The sequence below is a fragment of the Leifsonia sp. Root227 genome (assembly GCF_001428745.1).
Lineage (GTDB): Bacteria > Actinomycetota > Actinomycetes > Actinomycetales > Microbacteriaceae > Leifsonia.
The window spans coordinates 698,962-717,429 of the sequence record NZ_LMIO01000002.1 but is presented as its reverse complement, the minus strand read 5'-3'; the positions used below and the strand labels follow the sequence as shown (position 1 = coordinate 717,429).

The 18,468-nt window shown below is 68.3% G+C and carries 18 protein-coding genes and 1 tRNA gene; 2 read left to right on the top strand and 17 right to left on the bottom strand.

Translation table 11 applies throughout. The features are described from left to right. Positions 1-19 precede the first annotated feature (19 nt). The 11 genes from ASE16_RS08295 to rplU form a co-directional block, all read right to left on the bottom strand. Positions 20-95: transfer RNA gene (locus ASE16_RS08295), tRNA-Ala, on the bottom strand. A 94-nt stretch (positions 96-189) separates the two neighbouring features. Next, positions 190-504, bottom strand: coding sequence for a zf-TFIIB domain-containing protein (locus tag ASE16_RS08290; RefSeq protein ID WP_055893506.1), 315 nt, complete (start codon positions 502-504; stop codon positions 190-192). A gap of 95 nt (positions 505-599) precedes the next feature. Beyond that, positions 600-977 carry a ribosome silencing factor gene (rsfS, locus tag ASE16_RS08285; protein WP_055893503.1) on the bottom strand — a complete coding sequence of 126 codons (378 nt, stop codon included), beginning with the start codon at positions 975-977 and terminating at the stop codon, positions 600-602. Between the two features lie 52 nt (positions 978-1,029). After that, positions 1,030-2,373 carry a hypothetical protein gene (locus ASE16_RS08280; protein ID WP_082581315.1) on the bottom strand — a complete coding sequence of 448 codons (1,344 nt, stop codon included), beginning with the start codon at positions 2,371-2,373 and terminating at the stop codon, positions 1,030-1,032. Next, positions 2,370-2,972 (bottom strand): nicotinate-nucleotide adenylyltransferase, encoded by a 603-nt coding sequence (nadD, locus tag ASE16_RS08275; protein WP_055893497.1) that lies wholly within the window; start codon positions 2,970-2,972, stop codon positions 2,370-2,372. The genes ASE16_RS08280 and nadD overlap by 4 nt, the downstream gene beginning before the upstream one ends. 14 nt (positions 2,973-2,986) lie before the next feature. After that, a complete protein-coding gene (locus ASE16_RS08270) occupies positions 2,987-3,223 on the bottom strand; it encodes a hypothetical protein (RefSeq protein WP_055893494.1) in 237 nt (78 codons plus the stop codon). Positions 3,224-3,279: 56 nt separating this feature from the next. Beyond that, positions 3,280-4,548: a glutamate-5-semialdehyde dehydrogenase gene (locus tag ASE16_RS08265; RefSeq protein WP_055893492.1), complete on the bottom strand. Its 1,269-nt coding sequence runs from the start codon at positions 4,546-4,548 to the stop codon at positions 3,280-3,282. Between the two features lie 9 nt (positions 4,549-4,557). Beyond that, entirely contained in the window at positions 4,558-5,358 is an 801-nt protein-coding gene (proB, locus tag ASE16_RS08260) for a glutamate 5-kinase (RefSeq protein WP_055893489.1), read from the bottom strand. Then, positions 5,355-6,950, bottom strand: a complete 1,596-nt coding sequence (obgE, locus tag ASE16_RS08255) for a GTPase ObgE (RefSeq protein WP_055893485.1) — start codon at positions 6,948-6,950, stop codon at positions 5,355-5,357. The genes proB and obgE overlap by 4 nt, the downstream gene beginning before the upstream one ends. A gap of 95 nt (positions 6,951-7,045) precedes the next feature. Beyond that, on the bottom strand, positions 7,046-7,303 hold the full coding sequence (gene rpmA / locus ASE16_RS08250) for a 50S ribosomal protein L27 (RefSeq protein ID WP_055893481.1): 258 nt from the start codon (positions 7,301-7,303) through the stop codon (positions 7,046-7,048). 32 nt (positions 7,304-7,335) lie between these two features. Further along, on the bottom strand, positions 7,336-7,644 hold the full coding sequence (gene rplU, locus ASE16_RS08245) for a 50S ribosomal protein L21 (protein ID WP_055893478.1): 309 nt from the start codon (positions 7,642-7,644) through the stop codon (positions 7,336-7,338). Positions 7,645-7,917: 273 nt separating this feature from the next. Here rplU and ASE16_RS08240 point away from each other — a divergent pair, with 273 nt between their 5' ends. Next, complete coding sequence (locus ASE16_RS08240) at positions 7,918-8,193, top strand: DUF4031 domain-containing protein (protein WP_055893475.1); 276 nt, start codon at positions 7,918-7,920, stop codon at positions 8,191-8,193. Between the two features lie 33 nt (positions 8,194-8,226). On the opposite strand, the gene ASE16_RS08235 is transcribed toward ASE16_RS08240, so the two are convergent. Continuing rightward, positions 8,227-10,950: an Rne/Rng family ribonuclease gene (locus ASE16_RS08235; RefSeq protein ID WP_055893472.1), complete on the bottom strand. Its 2,724-nt coding sequence runs from the start codon at positions 10,948-10,950 to the stop codon at positions 8,227-8,229. Between the two features lie 325 nt (positions 10,951-11,275). Between ASE16_RS08235 and ASE16_RS08230 the strand changes: the two genes are divergently transcribed. After that, the gene (locus tag ASE16_RS08230) at positions 11,276-11,881 is read left to right on the top strand and encodes a vitamin K epoxide reductase family protein (RefSeq protein ID WP_055893470.1); all 606 of its coding nucleotides are present in this window, start codon (positions 11,276-11,278) and stop codon (positions 11,879-11,881) included. Positions 11,882-11,972: 91 nt separating this feature from the next. Here ASE16_RS08230 and ndk read toward each other — a convergent pair whose 3' ends face one another. The 5 genes from ndk to ASE16_RS08205 all read right to left on the bottom strand — a co-directional run bounded on the left by ndk (position 11,973) and on the right by ASE16_RS08205 (position 18,375). After that, on the bottom strand, positions 11,973-12,395 hold the full coding sequence (gene ndk, locus ASE16_RS08225; RefSeq protein WP_055893466.1) for a nucleoside-diphosphate kinase: 423 nt from the start codon (positions 12,393-12,395) through the stop codon (positions 11,973-11,975). Further along, positions 12,392-12,832 carry a DUF4233 domain-containing protein gene (locus ASE16_RS08220; RefSeq protein WP_055893463.1) on the bottom strand — a complete coding sequence of 147 codons (441 nt, stop codon included), beginning with the start codon at positions 12,830-12,832 and terminating at the stop codon, positions 12,392-12,394. The genes ndk and ASE16_RS08220 overlap by 4 nt, the downstream gene beginning before the upstream one ends. Then, the gene (locus ASE16_RS08215; RefSeq protein WP_055893462.1) at positions 12,829-14,205 is read right to left on the bottom strand and encodes a bifunctional folylpolyglutamate synthase/dihydrofolate synthase; all 1,377 of its coding nucleotides are present in this window, start codon (positions 14,203-14,205) and stop codon (positions 12,829-12,831) included. The genes ASE16_RS08220 and ASE16_RS08215 overlap by 4 nt, the downstream gene beginning before the upstream one ends. Further along, positions 14,205-17,564 carry an isoleucine--tRNA ligase gene (gene ileS / locus ASE16_RS08210; RefSeq protein WP_055893459.1) on the bottom strand — a complete coding sequence of 1,120 codons (3,360 nt, stop codon included), beginning with the start codon at positions 17,562-17,564 and terminating at the stop codon, positions 14,205-14,207. The genes ASE16_RS08215 and ileS overlap by 1 nt, the downstream gene beginning before the upstream one ends. Positions 17,565-17,805: 241 nt before the next feature. Next, on the bottom strand, positions 17,806-18,375 hold the full coding sequence (locus ASE16_RS08205) for a TetR/AcrR family transcriptional regulator (RefSeq protein ID WP_082581313.1): 570 nt from the start codon (positions 18,373-18,375) through the stop codon (positions 17,806-17,808). Positions 18,376-18,468 lie beyond the last annotated feature (93 nt).

The window sequence follows — 18,468 nt, the reverse complement described above, 5'->3', positions numbered from 1 at the left end:
GTGGAACTCCGGGGGTTTTTGGTGGATCTGAGGGGACTCGAACCCCTGACCCCCTGCATGCCATGCAGGTGCGCTACCAGCTGCGCCACAGACCCAGATGCTGCTCCCGATCTCTCCGAAACAACTCGTTTAGCGTACTACATGATCCAGGTCTGCAAGAAACCAGCGCGACGCTCGGGCGTGCCGCGATTAGTCGAAGAGTTCGCTGAGCCAGTTCTCGCGCTTCTTCTTGTACGGGTACTGCTGCTGGCCGTATCCCTGCTGGCCGTACTGCTGCTGCCCGTAGTGCTGCTGTGGAGCCTGCTGCTGCGCGGGGTGTTGCGGTTGGGCGGGCGGAGCATACGGGGCGGTCTGCTGCGGCTGCTGGGCAGGCTGCGCGCGGTCGATGATCTTGTCGAGCTCTCCGCGGTCGAGCCACACTCCGCGGCACTCGGGGCAGTAGTCGATCTCGATACCACTGCGCTCGCTCATCACGAGGGTGGCGTTGTCTGTCGGGCATCTCATTCCGCCAGTCAATCAACGGTTCATGAGAGAACTCTCACACAGGGCAGGGAGAACCCCGCCAATCCGGTTCGCGGCCGGACGCGACACGGGATTGGCTACTCGGCGCCCTCGTGCACGGGCAGCTCCAGCGGAACCACCGGGCAGTCCTTCCACAGGCGCTCGAGCGCGTAGTACATGCGATCCTCCTCGTGGAAGACGTGCACGACCAGGTCGCCGAAGTCGAGCAGCACCCAGCGGCCCTCTGCCTTGCCTTCGCGGCGCAGCGTCTTGACGCCCGCCTCGTTGAGCTGGTCCTCGATCTCGCCGGCGATCGCGATCACATTGCGCTCCACGCGGCCGCTGACCAGCAGGAACACGTCGGTCAGCGGGAGCGGCCCTGAGACGTCGAGCGCCACCAGGTCCTCTCCGGACTTGGAGTCGGCAGCGCGGGCGGCGAGCTGCAGGATCTGCTTGGCGTGGTCTGTCGCGGTCACGCGCCGACCTCCCCGGTGGGGACGGCAGGCTGGGACGGAGTGGAAAGGATGATCAGAACACCTTCAAGACGTATGCGGAGATGAGCAGGCCGATGACGCCGACGGCGAGCACGCCGGCGGTGACGATGAGCACGACGGGCAGTTTGCCGCCGCGCTTCTTCGGAGGGGCGATGACGCCGCGGGTGGACGTGTGCGAGCTGATGGCCCTGGATGCACGGATGGGCGCGACCTCGGACGTGTTGAACTCGTTCTCGTCTCCCTCGAGCAGACGGTCGAGGTCCGACGAGTCGATGCGGTCGGGGTGGGCGCCGGTCGAGCCGAGGCCGCGTGGCAGGTCGATGGACCCGGTGACCAGGATCTCCCCTGTCGCGGTGAGCGGGCCTGTCGCGTCCGCGGTCGGCAGCACGGGGAGGATGAGGGCGTTGGTCGTGGTCGCAGAGCCGGGCTGGCCGACGTTGCGCGAGATGATCTGGTCGAACGGCTGGTTCTTGTCGTCGCGCTCGGCGGCGGTCGACCAGTGGCCGGTCGGCGGCGTGAACGGCTGACGCTCGAGCGAGCTGTCCGCGTCGTCTTTCTCGGCCGCTACCGGCGCGGCCGCGGTGGGCGGAGCCAGCAGCGATGCGTCGGCGGTGGATGCTGTCACGGCGGGAGCAGGAGCGTCCTGTGGCGCAGCGGGCGCGGTCTCGCCCTTCGCAGCAGCGGGCGCCGCCGCCGACGCGGACCCGAGCGGCGCGAACGGCCAGGCGCTCGGCGAGGACGACTCCACCTCCGGCCCTGCAGACGGACGCGCGGGAGCAGGCTCAGGCGGAGGCGTGAAGGTGACGGGGATCACCGCATCCGGGTGCCCTGCCTGCTGGTTGGCCTCCTGCGCCTGCTGCATGGCGCGCAGCTCGCGGCGCGTCAGCGTGCGCTCCGGAGTCGGGGTCGGCGCGGGCGCGGGGGAAGCGGCAGCCGCGTCCTCCTGCTTCACCACGGCGACCGGCACCGTCACGGGCTCCGGCTGGGACGCATCCGTGGACTGCTTGAACAGGGCGTCGTCGGTCTGCGCAGCGGCGGCGGGCGCAGCGGCGGCGGGAGCGACAGGCGCGGCGGGAAGGTCGAACGCGTTGCCGAACGTCGGCAGGTTCGGCCGGCTCGGCGGCGTGACGCCCGGCTCCTCGAACGCGGATGCGGGGATCGCGGGGGGCTCTGCGCCGTCGGCGGTCTCCGCCGGGTCAGCCGCGTCGCGACCGGACGAGAACGTGTACGGCGTCGTCATGGTCGGGATCTCCCCGGCCGGGGTCGGCTCTGCCGTTCCTGCACGACGGGACGCCTGACCGGCGGCCTGTGCCGCTGAACGCTCGTTCTCACGCGCCTGACGCCGTGTCTGTGGCGGCGGGTCTTGCCACAAAGTCATGCCACACTCCGATACAGATGGTGTTTGGAGATGTATTGAACAACCCCGTCCGGCACCAAGTACCAGACCGGGAATCCCCTGCTCACCCGGGTCCGGCAGTCGGTTGACGAGATCGCCAGGGCCGGAACTTCCAACAAGCTTACGTCCTGCGCTGGCAATCCAGAAATACTCAAGTCATGTCCCGGACGACTCACAGCGACGAAGTGAGCGAGGTCCCAGAGCTCTTGCACATCGCGCCAGCTGAGGATCTGCGCGATGGCGTCCGCCCCGGTGATGAAGAAGAGTTCGGCGTCCGGGCGGGACTCGTGCAGGTCGCGGAGGGTGTCGATCGTGTACGTCGGGCCCTCGCGGTCGATGTCGACGCGGCTCACCGTGAAGCGGGGATTGGAGGCGGTCGCGATCACCGTCATGAGGTAGCGGTGCTCCCCCGGCGTGACCTCGCCCTTCTGCCAGGGGTGCCCGGTGGGGACGAAGATGACCTCATCCAGGTCGAACGACTGGGCGACCTCGCTGGCCGCGACCAGGTGACCGTGGTGGATGGGGTCGAACGTGCCGCCCATCACGCCGATGCGCGTGCGACGCTTCTCCGTCAGCTGCATTCGTCGTGCAGAGGTCAGTGACCCTGGGTGGGGTGTCCGGTGCCGTGGTGGGTGGCGCCGGGCGCGCCGGCGTGCGATGCGGCGCCTGGACCCGCCTTGTGGCTGTGGCGGTTCGCGACGTCGCGGTACGACCAGATGACGAAACCGAGGACGGTGAAGATCACGATCGCGATCGCGCCGTACGCCCATGTCGGCATGGGGAGTTCAACGTGCGTTTCGGCCTCGGCCAGCAGCAGCGTCAGGTGAGTCATCGAGTTTCTTCCTTTCCGAAGGCGCGCGAACGCCTGCGAAACAGTCTAGTGGCGTGTCAGGCCCTGATCTGCCCTGACCCGCGGACGATCCACTTGGTGCTGGTCAGCTCCGGCAGCCCCATCGGCCCGCGCGCGTGCAGTTTCTGGGTGGAGATGCCGACCTCGGCTCCGAAGCCGAACTCGCCTCCGTCGGTGAACCGGGTGGAGGCGTTCACCATGACCACCGCGGAGTCCACCTCGGCGAGGAAGCGGTCGGCGTTGGCCAGGTCGTTCGTGATGATCGACTCGGTGTGCTGGGTCGAGTACCGGCGGATGTGGCCGATCGCCTCGTCGAGATCGTCGACGACCTTCACCGAGATGTCGAGGCTCATGTGCTCCGTCGCCCAGTCCTCCTCCGTCACAGGAACCGCCGCAGAGGAGTATCCGATCGCTCGCTCGTCGGCGTGCACCGTGACACCGGACGCGGTCAGCGCGGCGAGCACGGGCGGGAGCAGCCGGTCGGCGGCCGCGCGGTGGACGAGCAGCGTCTCCACGGCGTTGCACACGCTCGGGCGCTGCACCTTGGCGTTGCGCACGATGTCGACGGCCCAGTCCTCTCTGGCGGACTCGTCGAGCACGATGTGCACCACGCCGGCGCCCGTCTCGATGACCGGGACGGTCGACTCTGTCACGACCGTGCGGATCAGGTCGGCGCTCCCCCGCGGGATCAGCACATCCACGTATCCGCGGGCCTTCATCAACTGGGTGGCGCCGTCGCGGCCGAACTCGTCGATGGTCTGCACAGCGTCGGCGGGGAGGCCGACGGAAGCGAACGCATCCTGGATCACCTCGACCAGCACCCGATTCGTGTTGATCGCGGCGCTCCCTCCGCGCAGCACGGCCGCGTTTCCGCTCTTGAGGGCGAGAGCCGCGATGTCGACCGTGACGTTGGGTCGTGCCTCGTAGATCGCGCCGACGACGCCGAACGGCACCCGCACCTGCGTGATCGACACGCCGTTCGGCAGGTGGCTGCCGCGCACCGCCTCCCCGACAGGGTCGCTGAGGCCGACGACCTCGCGCACAGCCTCAGCCAGCGCATCCAAGCGCGCCTCCGACAGCGTGAGCCGGTCGAGCAGGCCGGTGGTCAGGCCGTTCTCCCTGCCGTTGGCGAGATCGAGCTCATTCGCCTGCAGGATGCGCGGAGCCTGCGACCGCAGACCGGCCGCGACCGCCAGCAGCGCGGCGTTCTTCGCGTCCGTGTTCGCCGTGGCGAGCACGATGGACGCCCGCTTGGCTGCTGCGAGCTTCTCGACCAGCGAGAGGGGTTCGGTGATGGTGTCGACCATGCGTCAAGTTTAGGACGCGGTGACCGCATCCCGTGCCGGAGCGAACCAGGTGCCGACGGCAGCGCCGGCCAGCGCTTCGGAGACGTTGGCCGTAGCGGTCAGGATGACCGCCGTTCCGTTCTCCGCGGCCTGGCGAGCGGCGGACACCTTGGTGAGCGCCCCGCCCGTTCCGACGCCGGACAGGCCGGTCGAGCCGATCTCCACGCCCTCCAGCGCGTCGTCGTACTCGACGATGTCGATGCGCTCAGCTCCCGGTTCCTGCGGGGGCTTGGTGTACAGCGCATCCACGTCGGAGAGCAGCACGAGCAGGTCGGCGTCGACCAGCAGTGCGACCAGCGCCGCGAGCCTGTCGTTGTCTCCGAACCGGATCTCGTGCGTCGCGACCGTGTCGTTCTCGTTGACGATGGGCAGGATGCGCAGGTCGAGCAGCCGCTCCATCGCCCGCTTGGCGTTGATGCGGTGGGTCGGCGTCTCCATGTCGCCTGCGGTCAGGAGCACCTGGCCGGCGACGATGTCGTAGCGGTCGAGGCTGTCCTGGTAGCGGTAGATGAGCACGTTCTGCCCGACCGCCGCCGCCGCCTGCTGGGTCGCCAGGTCGGTGGGGCGCTCCTGCAGCGCCAGATACGGGATGCCCGTGGCGATGGCACCGGACGACACCAGGATCACCTGGGTGCCGCGCCCGTGCGCCTCGGCGAGAGCATCGACCAACGGACCGATCTGCCCGGCGTTCTCCCCGCTGATGGAGGACGAACCCACCTTGACGACGACACGCCGTGCTGTGGGGACCTGGCTGCGGTCGTCGATGGTCATTCCGAATCGGTCTCCCTGTTCTGAGTGCCCTGCGTCTGGCCGCCCTGCGCACTGTCCGCGCTGTCGAGCGCCTCGACGGCGTCCGCGTAGTCGTCATCCTGCCAGAGCCCTGCCTCGCGTTCGCGCAGCAGCTCTGCGCGGGCCTCCGCCTTGGCATCCATCCGGTCGAAGTAGTCCTCGCGGCGCTGGTTGCGGGTGGGGCGGTCGTTGCCGTCGAGGCGCACGTCCGTTCCACGCGGCGAGGTGATGAGCTCCGCGGTGGACGTGAGCGTCGGCTCCCAGTCGAACACGACGCCGTTGTTCCGGCCGATGACCACGGTGGAACCTGCGACGGCTCCCGCTTTGAACAGCCTGTCTTCGACGCCCAGCTTCGCCAGCCGGTCGGCGAGGAAGCCGACGGCCTCGTCGTTCGCGAAGTCGGTCTGCGCCACCCAGCGCTCCGGCTTGGCGCCCAAGATGCGGTACACAGGGCCGTCGGAGCCGCCCTCGACCTTGACGACGAACCCTCCGTCGTCCACGGCCTGCGGCCGGATGACGATGCGCGGACGCTCCGCCTCGGCCGCGGCTTGCGCGACGCGCGCCTCCTCGACCAGCTCTGCCAGGGCGAAGGACAGCTGACGCAGTCCCTCGTGGCTCACGGTCGAGATCTCGAACACGCGGTAGCCGCGAGCCTCGAGGTCGGGCCGGACGAACTCGGCGAGCTCGCGCGCCTCAGGCACGTCGATCTTGTTGAGGGCGATGAGCTGCGGGCGATCCAGCAGCGGCGTCTGCCCCTCGGGGACCGGGTATGCGCCCAGCTCCCCCAGGATGACGTCGAGATCGCTCAGCGGGTCGCGTCCAGGGTCCAGCGTCGCGCAGTCGAGGACGTGCAGCAGCGCGCTGCAGCGCTCGACGTGGCGCAGGAACTCGAGACCGAGGCCCTTGCCCTCGCTCGCGCCCTCGATCAGACCGGGGACGTCGGCGATGGTGAACCGGGTGTCACCGGCCTGCACGACACCCAGGTTCGGGTGCAGGGTGGTGAACGGGTAGTCCGCAATCTTCGGCTTGGCGGCCGACAGCGCGGCGATCAGGCTCGACTTGCCGGCGGACGGGTAGCCGACGAGCGCGATGTCGGCGACCGTCTTGAGCTCCAGGAGGACGTCGCCCTCCCAGCCCGGCGTGCCGAGCAGGGCGAAGCCGGGCGCCTTGCGCTTCGGGTTGGAGAGCGCGGCGTTGCCGAGGCCGCCGATGCCGCCAGGGGCGACGACGTAGCGCATCCCCGGCTCGTTCATGTCGATGAGCTCGGCGCCGGACGGGTCCTTGACCACGGTGCCGACGGGAACAGGGAGCTCGAGCTCCTCGCCCAGGTGGCCGCTGCGGTGGTCGCCCATGCCGAAGCCGCCGTTCTCCGACGAGCGGTGCGGAGCCCGGTGGTAGCCGAGCAGTGTGGTGACCTGCGGGTCGGCGACGAGGACGATGTCGCCGCCGTTCCCGCCGTTGCCGCCGTCCGGACCCGCCAGCGGCTTGAACTTCTCCCGCCGGACGGAGACGCACCCGTTGCCGCCGTTGCCGGCGCGCAGGTGCAACGTCACGTGATCCACGAACGTTGCCATGGGGGTCCCTCGATTCCTGACTTCTCAGTCTGTAAATGGAGAAAGGGCGGGCCGAAGCCCGCCCATCCTCGAATGCTGGTGCGTGGTGCGGGGCTTTACGCCTCGGCGGCCACGATGTTGACGACCTTGCGGCCGCCCTTGTTGCCGAACTCGACCGAGCCGGCTGCGAGGGCGAACAGGGTGTCGTCTCCGCCACGTCCGACGTTCACGCCGGGGTGGAAGTGGGTGCCGCGCTGACGGACGATGATCTCGCCCGCTCCGACGACCTGGCCACCGAAGCGCTTCACGCCGAGGCGCTGTGCGTTCGAGTCACGACCGTTGCGAGTCGAGCTCGCTCCCTTTTTGTGTGCCATCTGCTTCTTCTCCTAAGCCTGAGGTCGATCGGCTACTTGATGCCGGTGATCTTGACGCGCGTGAGGTCCTGACGGTGCCCCTGGCGCTTCTTGTAGCCGGTCTTGTTCTTGAACTTCTGGATCACGATCTTCGGGCCACGGAGGTCGTTGAGGACCTCAGCAGTGACCTTGACCTTCGCCAGCGAACCGGCGTCGGACGTGATCTTGTCGCCGTCGACAAGCAGCACAGCAGCCAGCTCGACGTTGCCGTTCTTATCAGCCTTGATCCGGTCCATCGTCACGATGGTGCCGACCTCGACCTTTTCCTGCCGGCCTCCGGCGCGCACAACTGCGTAAACCACTTTTACGTACCTTTTCTTCGGGGAACAGCTCCCCTCGGCTCGATGAGCCGCGGACCTGGTCCTGTCTCTTTACTCTTCAGGAAGTTACTGGCGAGTCCGTCTCCGTCGCAGTGTGCAACGGACCGGCTCTCAGAAAACCATGATGGTCGAGCGGGATACGCCCGACACACACCAACGGTCAACTTTACCCGACGACCCATCTATCGTCAATTCAACGAGAGGGCTCCGGGACCGATCGGCGCCATCGACGGCGCCGGTTCCTACAATCATTGTATGACGGTCCTGATCGATCCCCCGGCATGGCCCGCCCACGGCATGTTGTGGTCGCACCTGGTCAGCGACGCGAGCCTGGACGAGCTGCACGCCTTCGCGGCCGCCAACGGCATCGCACCGCGCGCTTTCGACCTTGACCACTACGACGTGCCGGACAAGCGCTACGACGAGCTGGTGGCCGCGGGAGCGACGGCGGTGGACGGCAAGGAGCTCGTCATCCGGCTGCGCGCGAGCGGACTACGCGTGAAGGCGCGGGATCGAGTGCGCAAGCACTGACCCCGCGCCTTCAGCGCGGCTGGACAGCCCGGGTTACTCGGACTGCTCCGAACGGGTGATCTCCGGGGCGATGTCTCCGCCGACGATCGCAGCGGTGCTGACCCTGCGGCTGCGGCCACGGCCCTGACCTGGCTGCTTCGGCTGCGGGAGCGCGTCGAGCACAGAGTCGAGCAGGAGCTCGGCCTCCTTGGTGGGCGTGCGACGCGTCACGGGCGCCGCAGCGGGCTCAGGGAGCTCGATGATGGGTACGGGCGCCTCGGCGGCCTCGCGTCGCGCAGCGGGGCGCTCAGCGGCTGCCTGGCGGTCGGGCGCCGCCTCTGCAGCGGGTGCAGCCTGCTCGGCCGGAGCAGATTCGGTGCGCGCCGGCTCGTTACTCGTCGCCTCAGCGGCGGCCTGCTCGGCCTCCGCTGCCTTCGCCCTGTCGCGCTTGCCGTTCTTGCGGCGGGACTTCTTCGGCGCATCCTGCTGCTGCTCCTCGGCCACGTGCTTGCCGTGGGCGGCCTCGGTCGCCGCTGCGTCTGCATCCACATGCTGCTGGTGGTCATCGTGCGGGTGGGCGAGCGTCGACGCTGCGATCTGCGCGAGTGCGTTCTTGGCGTCGTCGGTGATGGCGTGCGTCACACCGGTCGGCGTTCCTCCGTTGCCGTTCGAGCCTCCGTTGCCGTTCGAGGAACCGTTTCCGTTGCCGTTCGACGAGCCGTTGCCCGAGCCGCCGGACTGCTGGTTGCCTCGTCCACGACGGCGCTCGCTCTGCGGCTGCTGCTGCGGCGTCTGACGGTGCTTCACGACGGGGTCGTGGTGCACGATGACGCCGCGGCCAGCGCAGACCTCGCAGGCCTCGCTGAACGTCTCGAGCAGGCCGAGGCCGAGCTTCTTCCTCGTCATCTGGACCAGGCCGAGCGACGTGACCTCTGCCACCTGATGCTTGGTGCGGTCGCGGCTCAGGCACTCGATCAGGCGACGGAGCACGAGGTCGCGGTTCGACTCGAGCACCATGTCGATGAAGTCGACGACGATGATGCCGCCGATGTCGCGCAGGCGCAGCTGGCGGACGATCTCCTCCGCCGCCTCCAGGTTGTTCTTGGTGACCGTCTCTTCGAGGTTTCCGCCAGATCCGACGAACTTGCCGGTGTTGACGTCGACCACGGTCATCGCCTCTGTGCGGTCGATCACCAGCGAGCCGCCGGAAGGCAGCCAGACCTTGCGGTCGAGCGCCTTCTCGATCTGCTCCGTGATGCGGAACTCGTCGAACGCATCCCGGTCACCCGAGTATGCCTCGACGCGGTCGAGCAGGTCGGGAGCCACCTGACGCAGGTAGTTCTCGATGGTGCTCTGCGCATCCTGGCCGGCGATGATCAGCTTCTGGAAGTCCTCGTTGAAGACGTCGCGCACGATCTTGATCAGCAGGTCGGGCTCGCTGTGCAGGAGCGCAGGCGCTCCCACCGTCTCGACCTGCCTGCTGATGTCCGCCCACTGCGCGGTGAGACGCGTGACGTCGAGCGTCAGCTGCTCCTCCGTCGCGCCCTCTGCGGCGGTGCGCACGATCACGCCGGTGTTCTCGGGGAGAACCTCCTTGAGGATCTTCTTGAGGCGCGCGCGCTCGGTGTCCGGCAGCTTGCGGCTGATGCCGTTCATCGAGCCGTTCGGCACATAGACCAAGTAGCGGCCCGGCAGAGAGACCTGGCTGGTCAGTCGGGCGCCCTTGTGGCCGACAGGGTCTTTGGTGACCTGCACGAGCACGCGGTCGCCCGGCTTGAGCGCCAGCTCGATACGGCGGGGCTGGTTGCCCGTCTCCGCTGCGTCCCAGTCGACCTCGCCGGAGTACAGCACGGCGTTGCGACCGCGCCCGATGTCCACGAACGCCGCCTCCATGCTGGGCAGCACATTCTGCACGCGACCGAGGTAGACGTTGCCGATGAGCGACGCCTCCTGCGACTTGGCGACGTAGTGCTCGACGAGCACCTTGTCCTCCAGAACGCCGATCTGGATGCGGCCGCCCTTCTCGCGCACGATCATCTGGCGGTCGACGGACTCCCGCCTGGCGAGGAACTCCGCCTCCGTGATGACAGGACGGCGGCGACCGGCGTCGCGTCCGTCGCGGCGGCGCTGCTTCTTCGCCTCCAGGCGGGTCGAGCCCTTGACCTTCTGCGGCTCGGTGATCAGCTCCGGCTCGCGCGGTGCGCGTACCTTCACGACGGTGTTGGCCGGATCGTTTGAGCCGGACCGGTTCTCCTCGCCCGCGCGGCGGCGCGAACGGCGGCGGACCGTGCTCGGCTCGTCGTCGTACTCGTCGTGCGGGAGCGGAGGCAGCGGGATGATGTCGGGTGCCTGGAACAGCAGCGTGGTCGGCGGGAGGCCGGGCAGAGCCGCGTCGGCGTCCGCTGTTGCCGCGGCGTCGGCGTCCGCGGCGTCCGCTTCCGAACCGTCCGGTTCCGCGCCGGAGACCGCATCCTGTGCGCTCTGCGTCGTCACGGCCGGCTGACCGGCGGGGAACGGACCTGCGCCGATGATGTCGTCGTGGCCGTCGTTGGTGATGTTCTCGTCCATGGGTGTTCTCTCCTGGACGGCAGGCGCGGTCGAGGCGTGCCCGGCCACCGTCGGCGCGGAGGACGCAATGGCCTCACGCGAATCGTTCGCAGGCACGGCGGAGGCGCTCTTCTTGGCGCTCTTCCTGGAACCGAAGAGGCGAGATCGCTTCCTGGGCCCCGCTTCCGATCCGTTGTTCTGCGTGTTGTCAGTATTTTCGTTTTCCACCATCGCTGGTGCACTCCTCGACCGGCGGCGGTCTCCCGCGCACCGGGTACTTTCATGAGGGCAGCGGACGCGTTGCGCCTGCCACCGCTAATCCTTCACGCGTGCGGTCGGCTCGTGGCGCGGTCCGCAGCGATCTCATTTCGTCTTACGTTCGTCGTACGTCGACCACTTCGGCCGACTGTCCTGGGCGTCGCAACGCCCTCAAGCCTTCGCTGGCGTCTCTCCGGCACGCTGCCGGAGAACCAGTTGCAACGATTATCGCATGACCGTACCGGGAACGCGGTTGCCTCCCAGGGCGACACGCGAATGCACATGCCATAATCCGACTGTGTCAGTCACTACAGCCGAGCGCCGCCCGACCGTACTCGCCATCTTTTTGATCGTCGCAGGGGCCATCGGGCTCTGGGCGGCGTTCATGCTCACGATGGACAAGTTCCACCTCCTGGAGAACCCGGATGCGCAGCTGTCGTGCAACTTCAGCCTGCTCGTCGGGTGCACCAAGAACCTGAACTCCTGGCAGGGCTCGCTGTTCGGCTTCCCGAACCCGCTACTCGGCCTGATCGGCTGGACGGCGACCATCGCCGTGGGGGTCGGCGTGCTCGCCGGCGCCCGTTTCGCCAAGTGGTTCTGGATGCTCTTCAACCTGGGCGTCATCGGCGCGATGGCGCTCGTGATCTTCCTCATCACTCAGTCCATCACCGTGCTCAACGTGCTCTGCCCCTGGTGCATGGTCACCTGGCTGGTCACCATCCCGACGTTCTGGGCTGTCACGCTCTACAACCTCAAGACGGGCAACATCCCCATCCCGGAAGCCGGGCGTGTCTTCTTCGGCAAGCTCTACACCTGGGTTCCGCTCATCACGGTGATCTCGTACGCCATCGTCGCGATCCTCGCCCAGATCCAGCTCGACTGGATCAACAACGTCTTCGTCTAGCCCCTCCCAAACAAACRAGTCCGGACTTGTTCAGGCGACACACGGCGTGTCGCCTGAACAAGTCCGGACTCGATGGTTTGGGGACTGGGGGTCAGGCGAACCAGAGGGCGAGCTCGCGGGCGGCAGACTCTGGCGAGTCGGAGCCGTGCACGAGGTTCTGCTGCACCTTGAGACCCCAGTCGCGGGCGAAGTCGCCGCGGATGGTGCCGGGGGCCGCCGTGGTGGGGTCCGTGGTGCCGGCGAGGGAGCGGAAACCCTCGATCACGCGGTTGCCTGCGAGGCGGATCGCGACGATGGGGCCGGACTCCATGAACTCGACCAGCGGCTCGTAGAACGGCTTGCCCTCGTGCTCCGCGTAGTGAGCGGCGAGCAGGTCGCGGTCTGCCTGGAGCATCCGGATGTCGACGAGCGAGTAGCCCTTCGCCTCGATCCGGCGCAGGATCTCGCCGGTGAGGTTGCGAGCGACGCCGTCCGGCTTGACGAGCACCAGGGTCTCTTCGACGGGGGTGGTCATGGATTCTCCGTTCCGTTTGCGGCCGCGTTCGCGGCCTTTTTGTTGCGGTCGATGCGGGCGCCGGCGATCATGCAGTACGCCCACATGGCCGTGAAGATGGCGCCGACGATGAAGAAGGCAGGCACGAGGAAACCGGCGGCGACGACCACCAGCTGCACGAACCAGCCGAGCACGATCCCCACCGGGGACTGCAGGGTGCCCATGGCGACGATCATCAGGACGACGACCACCGCTCCCCCGCCGAGGGCGACGGCGGCGGGAAGCGACCCGAGCCCGAACAGCACGAGAGCGCCGAGGAAGACGACGAGCAGTTCGAAGCCGAGCACGATGGAGCCGAGCATCTCGCGGACGGTGCGTTCGCGCCGCGGCCTCCGAGCGGGAGCCGCTGCCTTGTCGGCGGCGGGCCCGTCTGCGCCGTCCTGCTGCGCTCCGCTCACGCCCCTGCCTGCTTCCACTCGCCGGCCTCCGCGATGGCCATCGCGTCGCCGACGAGCACGATCGAGCCGGTGACGACCACGGCGCGCTTCGGTTCCTCCGCCGCCCACTCGCGGGCGGCGTCGAGCGCCTCAGCGAGGTCGCCGTAGACGATGGTCGCCTCGTCGCCGACCTCGTCGAGCACGATCTCGCCCAGTTCGTCGGCCGGCAGCGCGCGGTCGGAGCGCGGCTCCGTCACGTAGAACTGCGTGGCGACGGGGGCGAGGGCGCGCACGATGCCGCGCGCGTCCTTGTCGGCCAGGGACCCGAACACGAAGGTCAGCTCGTCGAAATCGAAGTAACGGCGCATCGCATCTGCGAGGGTTTGCGCGCCCGCCGGGTTGTGGGCCGCATCCACGAGGACGGTCGGGTCGACCCCGATGAGCTGCAGGCGCCCAGGTGACGTCGCCGTGGCGAAGCCCTCCTCCAGCAGGTCTGCTTTCAGCGGCTGGGTGCCACGGCCGAGGAAGGTCTCGACGGCCGCGACGGCGACGGCAGCGTTCTGCGCCTGGTGGTCGCCGTAGAGCGGCAGGAACAGCTCCTCATACGTCGCAGCGCGGCCCCGGATGCTCACCAGCTGACCGCCGACGGCGACCGACGTGGATGCGACGTCGAACGCTCCTGGCTGGGTCGAGATGGTGGACTCCGTGAGCTCCGCCGCGTTCTTCAATTCGGCCAGCGCATCCTGCGTCTGCGCGGCGCTCACCACGTCGGCCGCGGGCTTGATGATGCCCGACTTGGTGCGCGCGATCTCCGCGACGGTGTCGCCGAGCGCCTTGGTGTGGTCGAGCGAGATGGGGGTGAACACCGCCACCTGGCCGTCTCCGACGTTGGTGGAGTCCCACTCGCCGCCCATGCCGACCTCGATCACGGCCACGTCGACGGGCGCGTCGGCGAACGCGGCGTACGCCAGCACCGTCAGCGCTTCGAAGAAGGTGAGCGGCGGATGCCCGCCCTCGGCGAGCTCGCTGTCCACGATCTCGATGTACGGCTGGACGTCCTCCCAGTTGCGCACCAGATCCTCATCGGAGATCGGCTGACCGTCGATCACGATGCGCTCGTTGAAACGCACCAGGTGCGGGCTGGTCAACAGCCCCGTGCGCAGGCCGTACGCCCGCAGGATGCTCTCGATGATGCGGCTGGTCGATGTCTTGCCGTTCGTGCCGGTGATGTGCACGATCGGGTACGCCCGCTGCGGGTCGCCCAGCAGCTCGACTGCGCGCCTGGTCGCATCCAGTCGCCGCTCCGGCGCCCCCTCGCCGATGCGCGCCAGCAGCGCCTGGTAGACGGCGTCCGCCGCGTCGCGGAACTCGTCCGCTGGAATGGGGTCGCTCATCAGACCGTCACCTCCGCCTTGGCCACGCCCACCGTGAATGCGCCCGCGTTCGCGAACTGCCCGGCGGCGAATCTCTTCCTGTACTCGCCTTCGACCTCGGCGACACCGCCGGACGCGATGCCGACTACCGTGGCGAGGGTCTCTGCTCCGATGTCAACGGTTGCGGCGACGCGTTCCACGGCGTTCCCGTCCGCCTGGTCGTCGAAGCTGAGAGAGAGTTCGATCCGGTCGCTCACATCGAGGCCAGCGCTCTTGCGGGTGTCCTGCACAGCGCGGATGATGTCACGCGCCAGTCCCTCCGCCTCCAGCTCCGGCGTCGTCAGCGTGTCCAGCAGCACGAACCCGCCGCCCGGCAGCAGCGCGAGCGCCTGGGTGGACTCGCCGTCCGCCTGCACCGTCTCCAGCACGAGCTCGTACTCGCCGTCGACCAGCTCGAAGCCGCCGGCGGTCACCACCCCGCCGTTCTCCGACCAGTCGCCTGCACGGGCGGCCTGGATGACCTTCTGCACGTCCTTGCCGAGACGCGGTCCTGCCGCGCGGGCGTTGACCGTCAGCCTGCTGGTGATCCCGTAGGTCGCAGCGCTGTCCTCGTGCAGCTCGACCAGCTCCACCGCCTTCACGTTGAGCTCGTCGCGCAGGATGCCATCGAACGGCCGCAGCGCATCCGCGTTCTCGGCGACGATGGTCAGGGACGCGAGCGGGAGGCGCACGCGGAGACCAGCCTGCTTGCGCAGCGACAGCGTGGTCGAGCTGATGCCGCGGATGCGGTCCATCGCATCCACCAGGGCGTCGTCCGCCGGGAACTCGGCGGCGTCCGGCCAGTCGGTCAGGTGCACGCTGCGCCCACCGGTGAGGCCCTGCCAGACGCGCTCCGTGACCAGCGGGAGCAGGGGGGCCGCGACGCGCGCGACGGTCTCCAGCACGGTGTAGAGGGTGTCGAACGCTTCCGTCCCTGCGCCATCGGCGCCCACGCCCTCCCAGAATCGGTCACGCGAACGACGCACGTACCAGTTGGTGAGGATGTCGGCGAAGTCGCGCAGCTTGGCTGCGGCCAGCGTGGAGTCCAGTGCCTCCAGGTCGGCGGTGACGTCCTCGACCAATTCGCGGGTCTTCGCCAGCAGGTAGCGGTCGAGCACGTCCGTCGAGTCTGTGCGGCGCTTCGCCTCGTACCCGGTCGCGTTGGCGTAGAGGGAGAAGAAGTACCACGTGCTCCACAGCGGGAGCAGCACCTGGCGGACGCCCTCGCGGATGCCCTCCTCCGTGACGATCAGGTTGCCGCCGCGCAGCACGGGGCTCGCCATCAGGAACCAGCGCATCGCATCCGAGCCGTCGCGGTCGAAGACCTCGTTGACGTCCGGGTAGTTGCGCAGAGATTTCGACATCTTCTGCCCGTCGCTGCCCAGCACGATGCCGTGGCTGATCACGTTCTTGAACGCCGGCCGGTCGAACAGCGCCGTGGACAGCGTGTGCAGCATGTAGAACCAGCCGCGGGTCTGCCCGATGTACTCGACGATGAAGTCGGCCGGGTTGTGCCCTTCGAACCACTCACGGTTCTCGAACGGATAGTGCACCTGGGCGAACGGCATCGACCCGGAGTCGAACCAGACGTCCAGCACGTCCGGGATGCGGCGCATCGTAGAACGGCCGGTGGGGTCGTCGGGGTTCGGCCGCGTGAGGTCGTCGATGAACGGACGATGCAGGTCGGGCTCACCTGCCGCGTTCGTCGGGATCGTGCCGAAGTCGGCTTCCAGCTCGGCCAGCGAGCCGTAAACGTCGATGCGCGGGTACGCGGGGTCGTCGCTCTTCCAGACCGGGATCGGCGAGCCGAAGTAGCGGTTGCGCGAGATCGACCAGTCGCGGGCGTTGCCGACCCACTTGCCGAACTGGCCGTCCTTGACGTTCTCCGGCACCCAGTTGATCTGCTGGTTGAGCTCGCCCATCCGCCCGCGGAAGTCGGTCACGCGCACGAACCAGCTCGACACCGCCTTGTAGATCAGCGGGTTGCGGCAGCGCCAGCAGTGCGGGTACGAGTGCTCGTAGCTCGCCTGGCGCAGCAGCCGGCCGTTCTCCTTGAGCAGCTTGGTGAGCGGCTTGTTCGCCTCGAACACCTGTAAGCCGGCCACGTCCTCGACCACAGGAAGGAACCGGGCGCCGTCGTCCACCGAGATGATGACCGGGATGCCGGCGGCCTCGCAGACACGCTGGTCGTCCTCGCCGTATGCCGGAGCCTGGTGCACGATGCCCGTGCCGTCCTCGGTGGTGACGTAGTCGTCGACCAGGAGGCGCCACGCGTTCTGCGTGCCGTACTCCTCGGTGTCCGCGTAGTAGTCCCAGAGCCTGTCGTACGTGACGCCCTCGAGCTCGGCCCCACGGATGCGGCGCCTCACGGCGGCCACCGCATCCGCGACGGACTCGTAGCCGAGGTCTTTGGCGTAGTTGCCGACGAGGTCGACCGCGAGCAGGTACTCGCCGCTCAGCACCTCGTCGTCCGGGGTGCCGTGCGCGTCGGCCGCGCCGTTCGGGCCAGCCGGCACGACCGCGTACTCGATGTCGGGCCCGACGACCAGCGCGAGGTTGGTCGGCAGGGTCCACGGCGTCGTCGTCCAGGCGAGCGCCCGCACGCCGGTGAGACCGAGCGACTCCGCCTTCGCGCCGGTCAGCGGGAACGTGACGGTGACCGTCTGGTCCTGACGCATCTTGTAGACGTCGTCGTCCATCCGGAGCTCGTGGTTGGACAGCGGGGTCTGGTCGCGCCAGCAGTACGGCAGCACGCGGTAGCCCTCGTAGGCGAGGCCCTTCTCGTGCAGCTGCTTGAACGCCCAGATCACCGACTCCATGTATGTGACGTCGAGCGTCTTGTAGTCGTTGTCGAAGTCGACCCAGCGCGCCTGCCTGGTGACGTACTCCCGCCACTCGCGGGTGTAGTGCAGCACCGCGTCCTTCGCGGTCTGGTTGAAGGCCGCGATGCCCATCTCCTCGATCTGGCTCTTGTCGGTGAGCCCGAGCTGCCGCTCAGCCTCCAGCTCGGCGGGCAGACCGTGGGTGTCCCAGCCGAACCTGCGCTCGACCTTCTTGCCGCGCATCGTCTGGAAGCGCGGGAAGACGTCCTTGGCGTATCCGGTCAGCAGGTGACCGTAGTGCGGCAGGCCGTTGGCGAATGGCGGGCCGTCGTAGAAGACCCACTCCGGCGCATCCTGCCGGTTGTCGATGGATGCACGGAAGGTGCCGTCCTCTTTCCAGAACGCGAGCACGTCGGTCTCGATGTCCGGGAAGCTCGGGCTCGGGCTGACGCCCGGCTGGGCATCGCGCGCCGCCGATGCGCTCGCCGAAGGTTCTTCCGGGGACTTGGGGTACGGCATCTCACTCCTGGCAGGTCGTTCGTCTGCACGAGGACGCCGGACGTGTGACTCGTCCGCCGCGGTACCACCCCGCTTGCCGCGGCCACTCTCGGTGTGGCTGCAACCGCTCTTTCTTTGGCTGTGACGGGCCAGACCCGTTCGGTTCTACTTGGCGCCCCTCGCGGTGCGCTGTTCTTCCGAAGACTCGCCGGTGATCGCCGGGTCGATGTCTGTACGCACGATTCTAACGGGTTTACGAGCGTTATCGAGGCTGGTCGTCGAGCGCGGACGCGTAGCCGGCGCAGACCGGACCGACCGCCGCCACGATCACCCGCGCGAGCGGGCCCCGTCGCACGCCGCTGCGCGCCCAGACCGCCGCTGCGGCGCCGGCTGCTCCGATCACGGCGGTCGCGATGGCGCGAGGCAGGAGCGCATCCCTTGGCTCGCCGAGGCGGCCGGCGAGAAACGCGCTGAGCTGCCGGACGAGCGTGAGGAACCTCGGGAGGGCGGAGGCTTCGAGCTCGCCGTCCGTGCCCATCAGCTCGTACTGCGTCACGGCGAGCGGCAGCCGCGCAGGGCCGAACTCGTCGGCCAGAGCTGTGATCGCATCCAGAACGGCTGTCATCGGCGGCGCATCGGGATCGGTCTCGGAGAGGAGCTGGTCGAAACCGCGCAGGCTCTCGTCCACCTCCAGCCAGAGCAGGTCGCTCTTGGCTCCGAAGTAGTTGAAGAAGGTGGCCCTGCCGACCCCTGCTCGCCTCGCGATGTCGTCGACGGTCGTGCCGTCGTATGTCTTCTCCAGGAACAGCTCGCCCGCCGCTTCGGCGATCATCAGCCGCGAGGATGCACGGGGCCGCCCCGAACGGGAATGCTCGCTCTGCGTCACGCGTTACCTCCTCACGCCTATTATTGGACCCGGTCCACA

Excerpts from the sequence above, each read along its gene's own strand:
- ASE16_RS08290 (WP_055893506.1), bottom strand. The coding sequence starts at position 504 with ATGAGATGCCCGACAGACAACGCCACCCTCGTGATGAGCGAGCGCAGT.
- ASE16_RS08280 (WP_082581315.1), bottom strand. The coding sequence starts at position 2,373 with ATGACTTTGTGGCAAGACCCGCCGCCACAGACACGGCGTCAGGCGCGT.
- nadD (WP_055893497.1), bottom strand. The coding sequence starts at position 2,972 with ATGCAGCTGACGGAGAAGCGTCGCACGCGCATCGGCGTGATGGGCGGC.
- ASE16_RS08270 (WP_055893494.1), bottom strand. The coding sequence starts at position 3,223 with ATGACTCACCTGACGCTGCTGCTGGCCGAGGCCGAAACGCACGTTGAA.
- ASE16_RS08265 (WP_055893492.1), bottom strand. The coding sequence starts at position 4,548 with ATGGTCGACACCATCACCGAACCCCTCTCGCTGGTCGAGAAGCTCGCA.
- proB (WP_055893489.1), bottom strand. The coding sequence starts at position 5,358 with ATGACCATCGACGACCGCAGCCAGGTCCCCACAGCACGGCGTGTCGTC.
- obgE (WP_055893485.1), bottom strand. The coding sequence starts at position 6,950 with ATGGCAACGTTCGTGGATCACGTGACGTTGCACCTGCGCGCCGGCAAC.
- rpmA (WP_055893481.1), bottom strand. The coding sequence starts at position 7,303 with ATGGCACACAAAAAGGGAGCGAGCTCGACTCGCAACGGTCGTGACTCG.
- ASE16_RS08240 (WP_055893475.1), top strand. The coding sequence starts at position 7,918 with ATGACGGTCCTGATCGATCCCCCGGCATGGCCCGCCCACGGCATGTTG.
- ASE16_RS08235 (WP_055893472.1), bottom strand. The coding sequence starts at position 10,950 with ATGGTGGAAAACGAAAATACTGACAACACGCAGAACAACGGATCGGAA.
- ndk (WP_055893466.1), bottom strand. The coding sequence starts at position 12,395 with ATGACCACCCCCGTCGAAGAGACCCTGGTGCTCGTCAAGCCGGACGGC.
- ASE16_RS08215 (WP_055893462.1), bottom strand. The coding sequence starts at position 14,205 with ATGAGCGACCCCATTCCAGCGGACGAGTTCCGCGACGCGGCGGACGCC.
- ileS (WP_055893459.1), bottom strand. The coding sequence starts at position 17,564 with ATGCCGTACCCCAAGTCCCCGGAAGAACCTTCGGCGAGCGCATCGGCG.
- ASE16_RS08205 (WP_082581313.1), bottom strand. The coding sequence starts at position 18,375 with ATGATCGCCGAAGCGGCGGGCGAGCTGTTCCTGGAGAAGACATACGAC.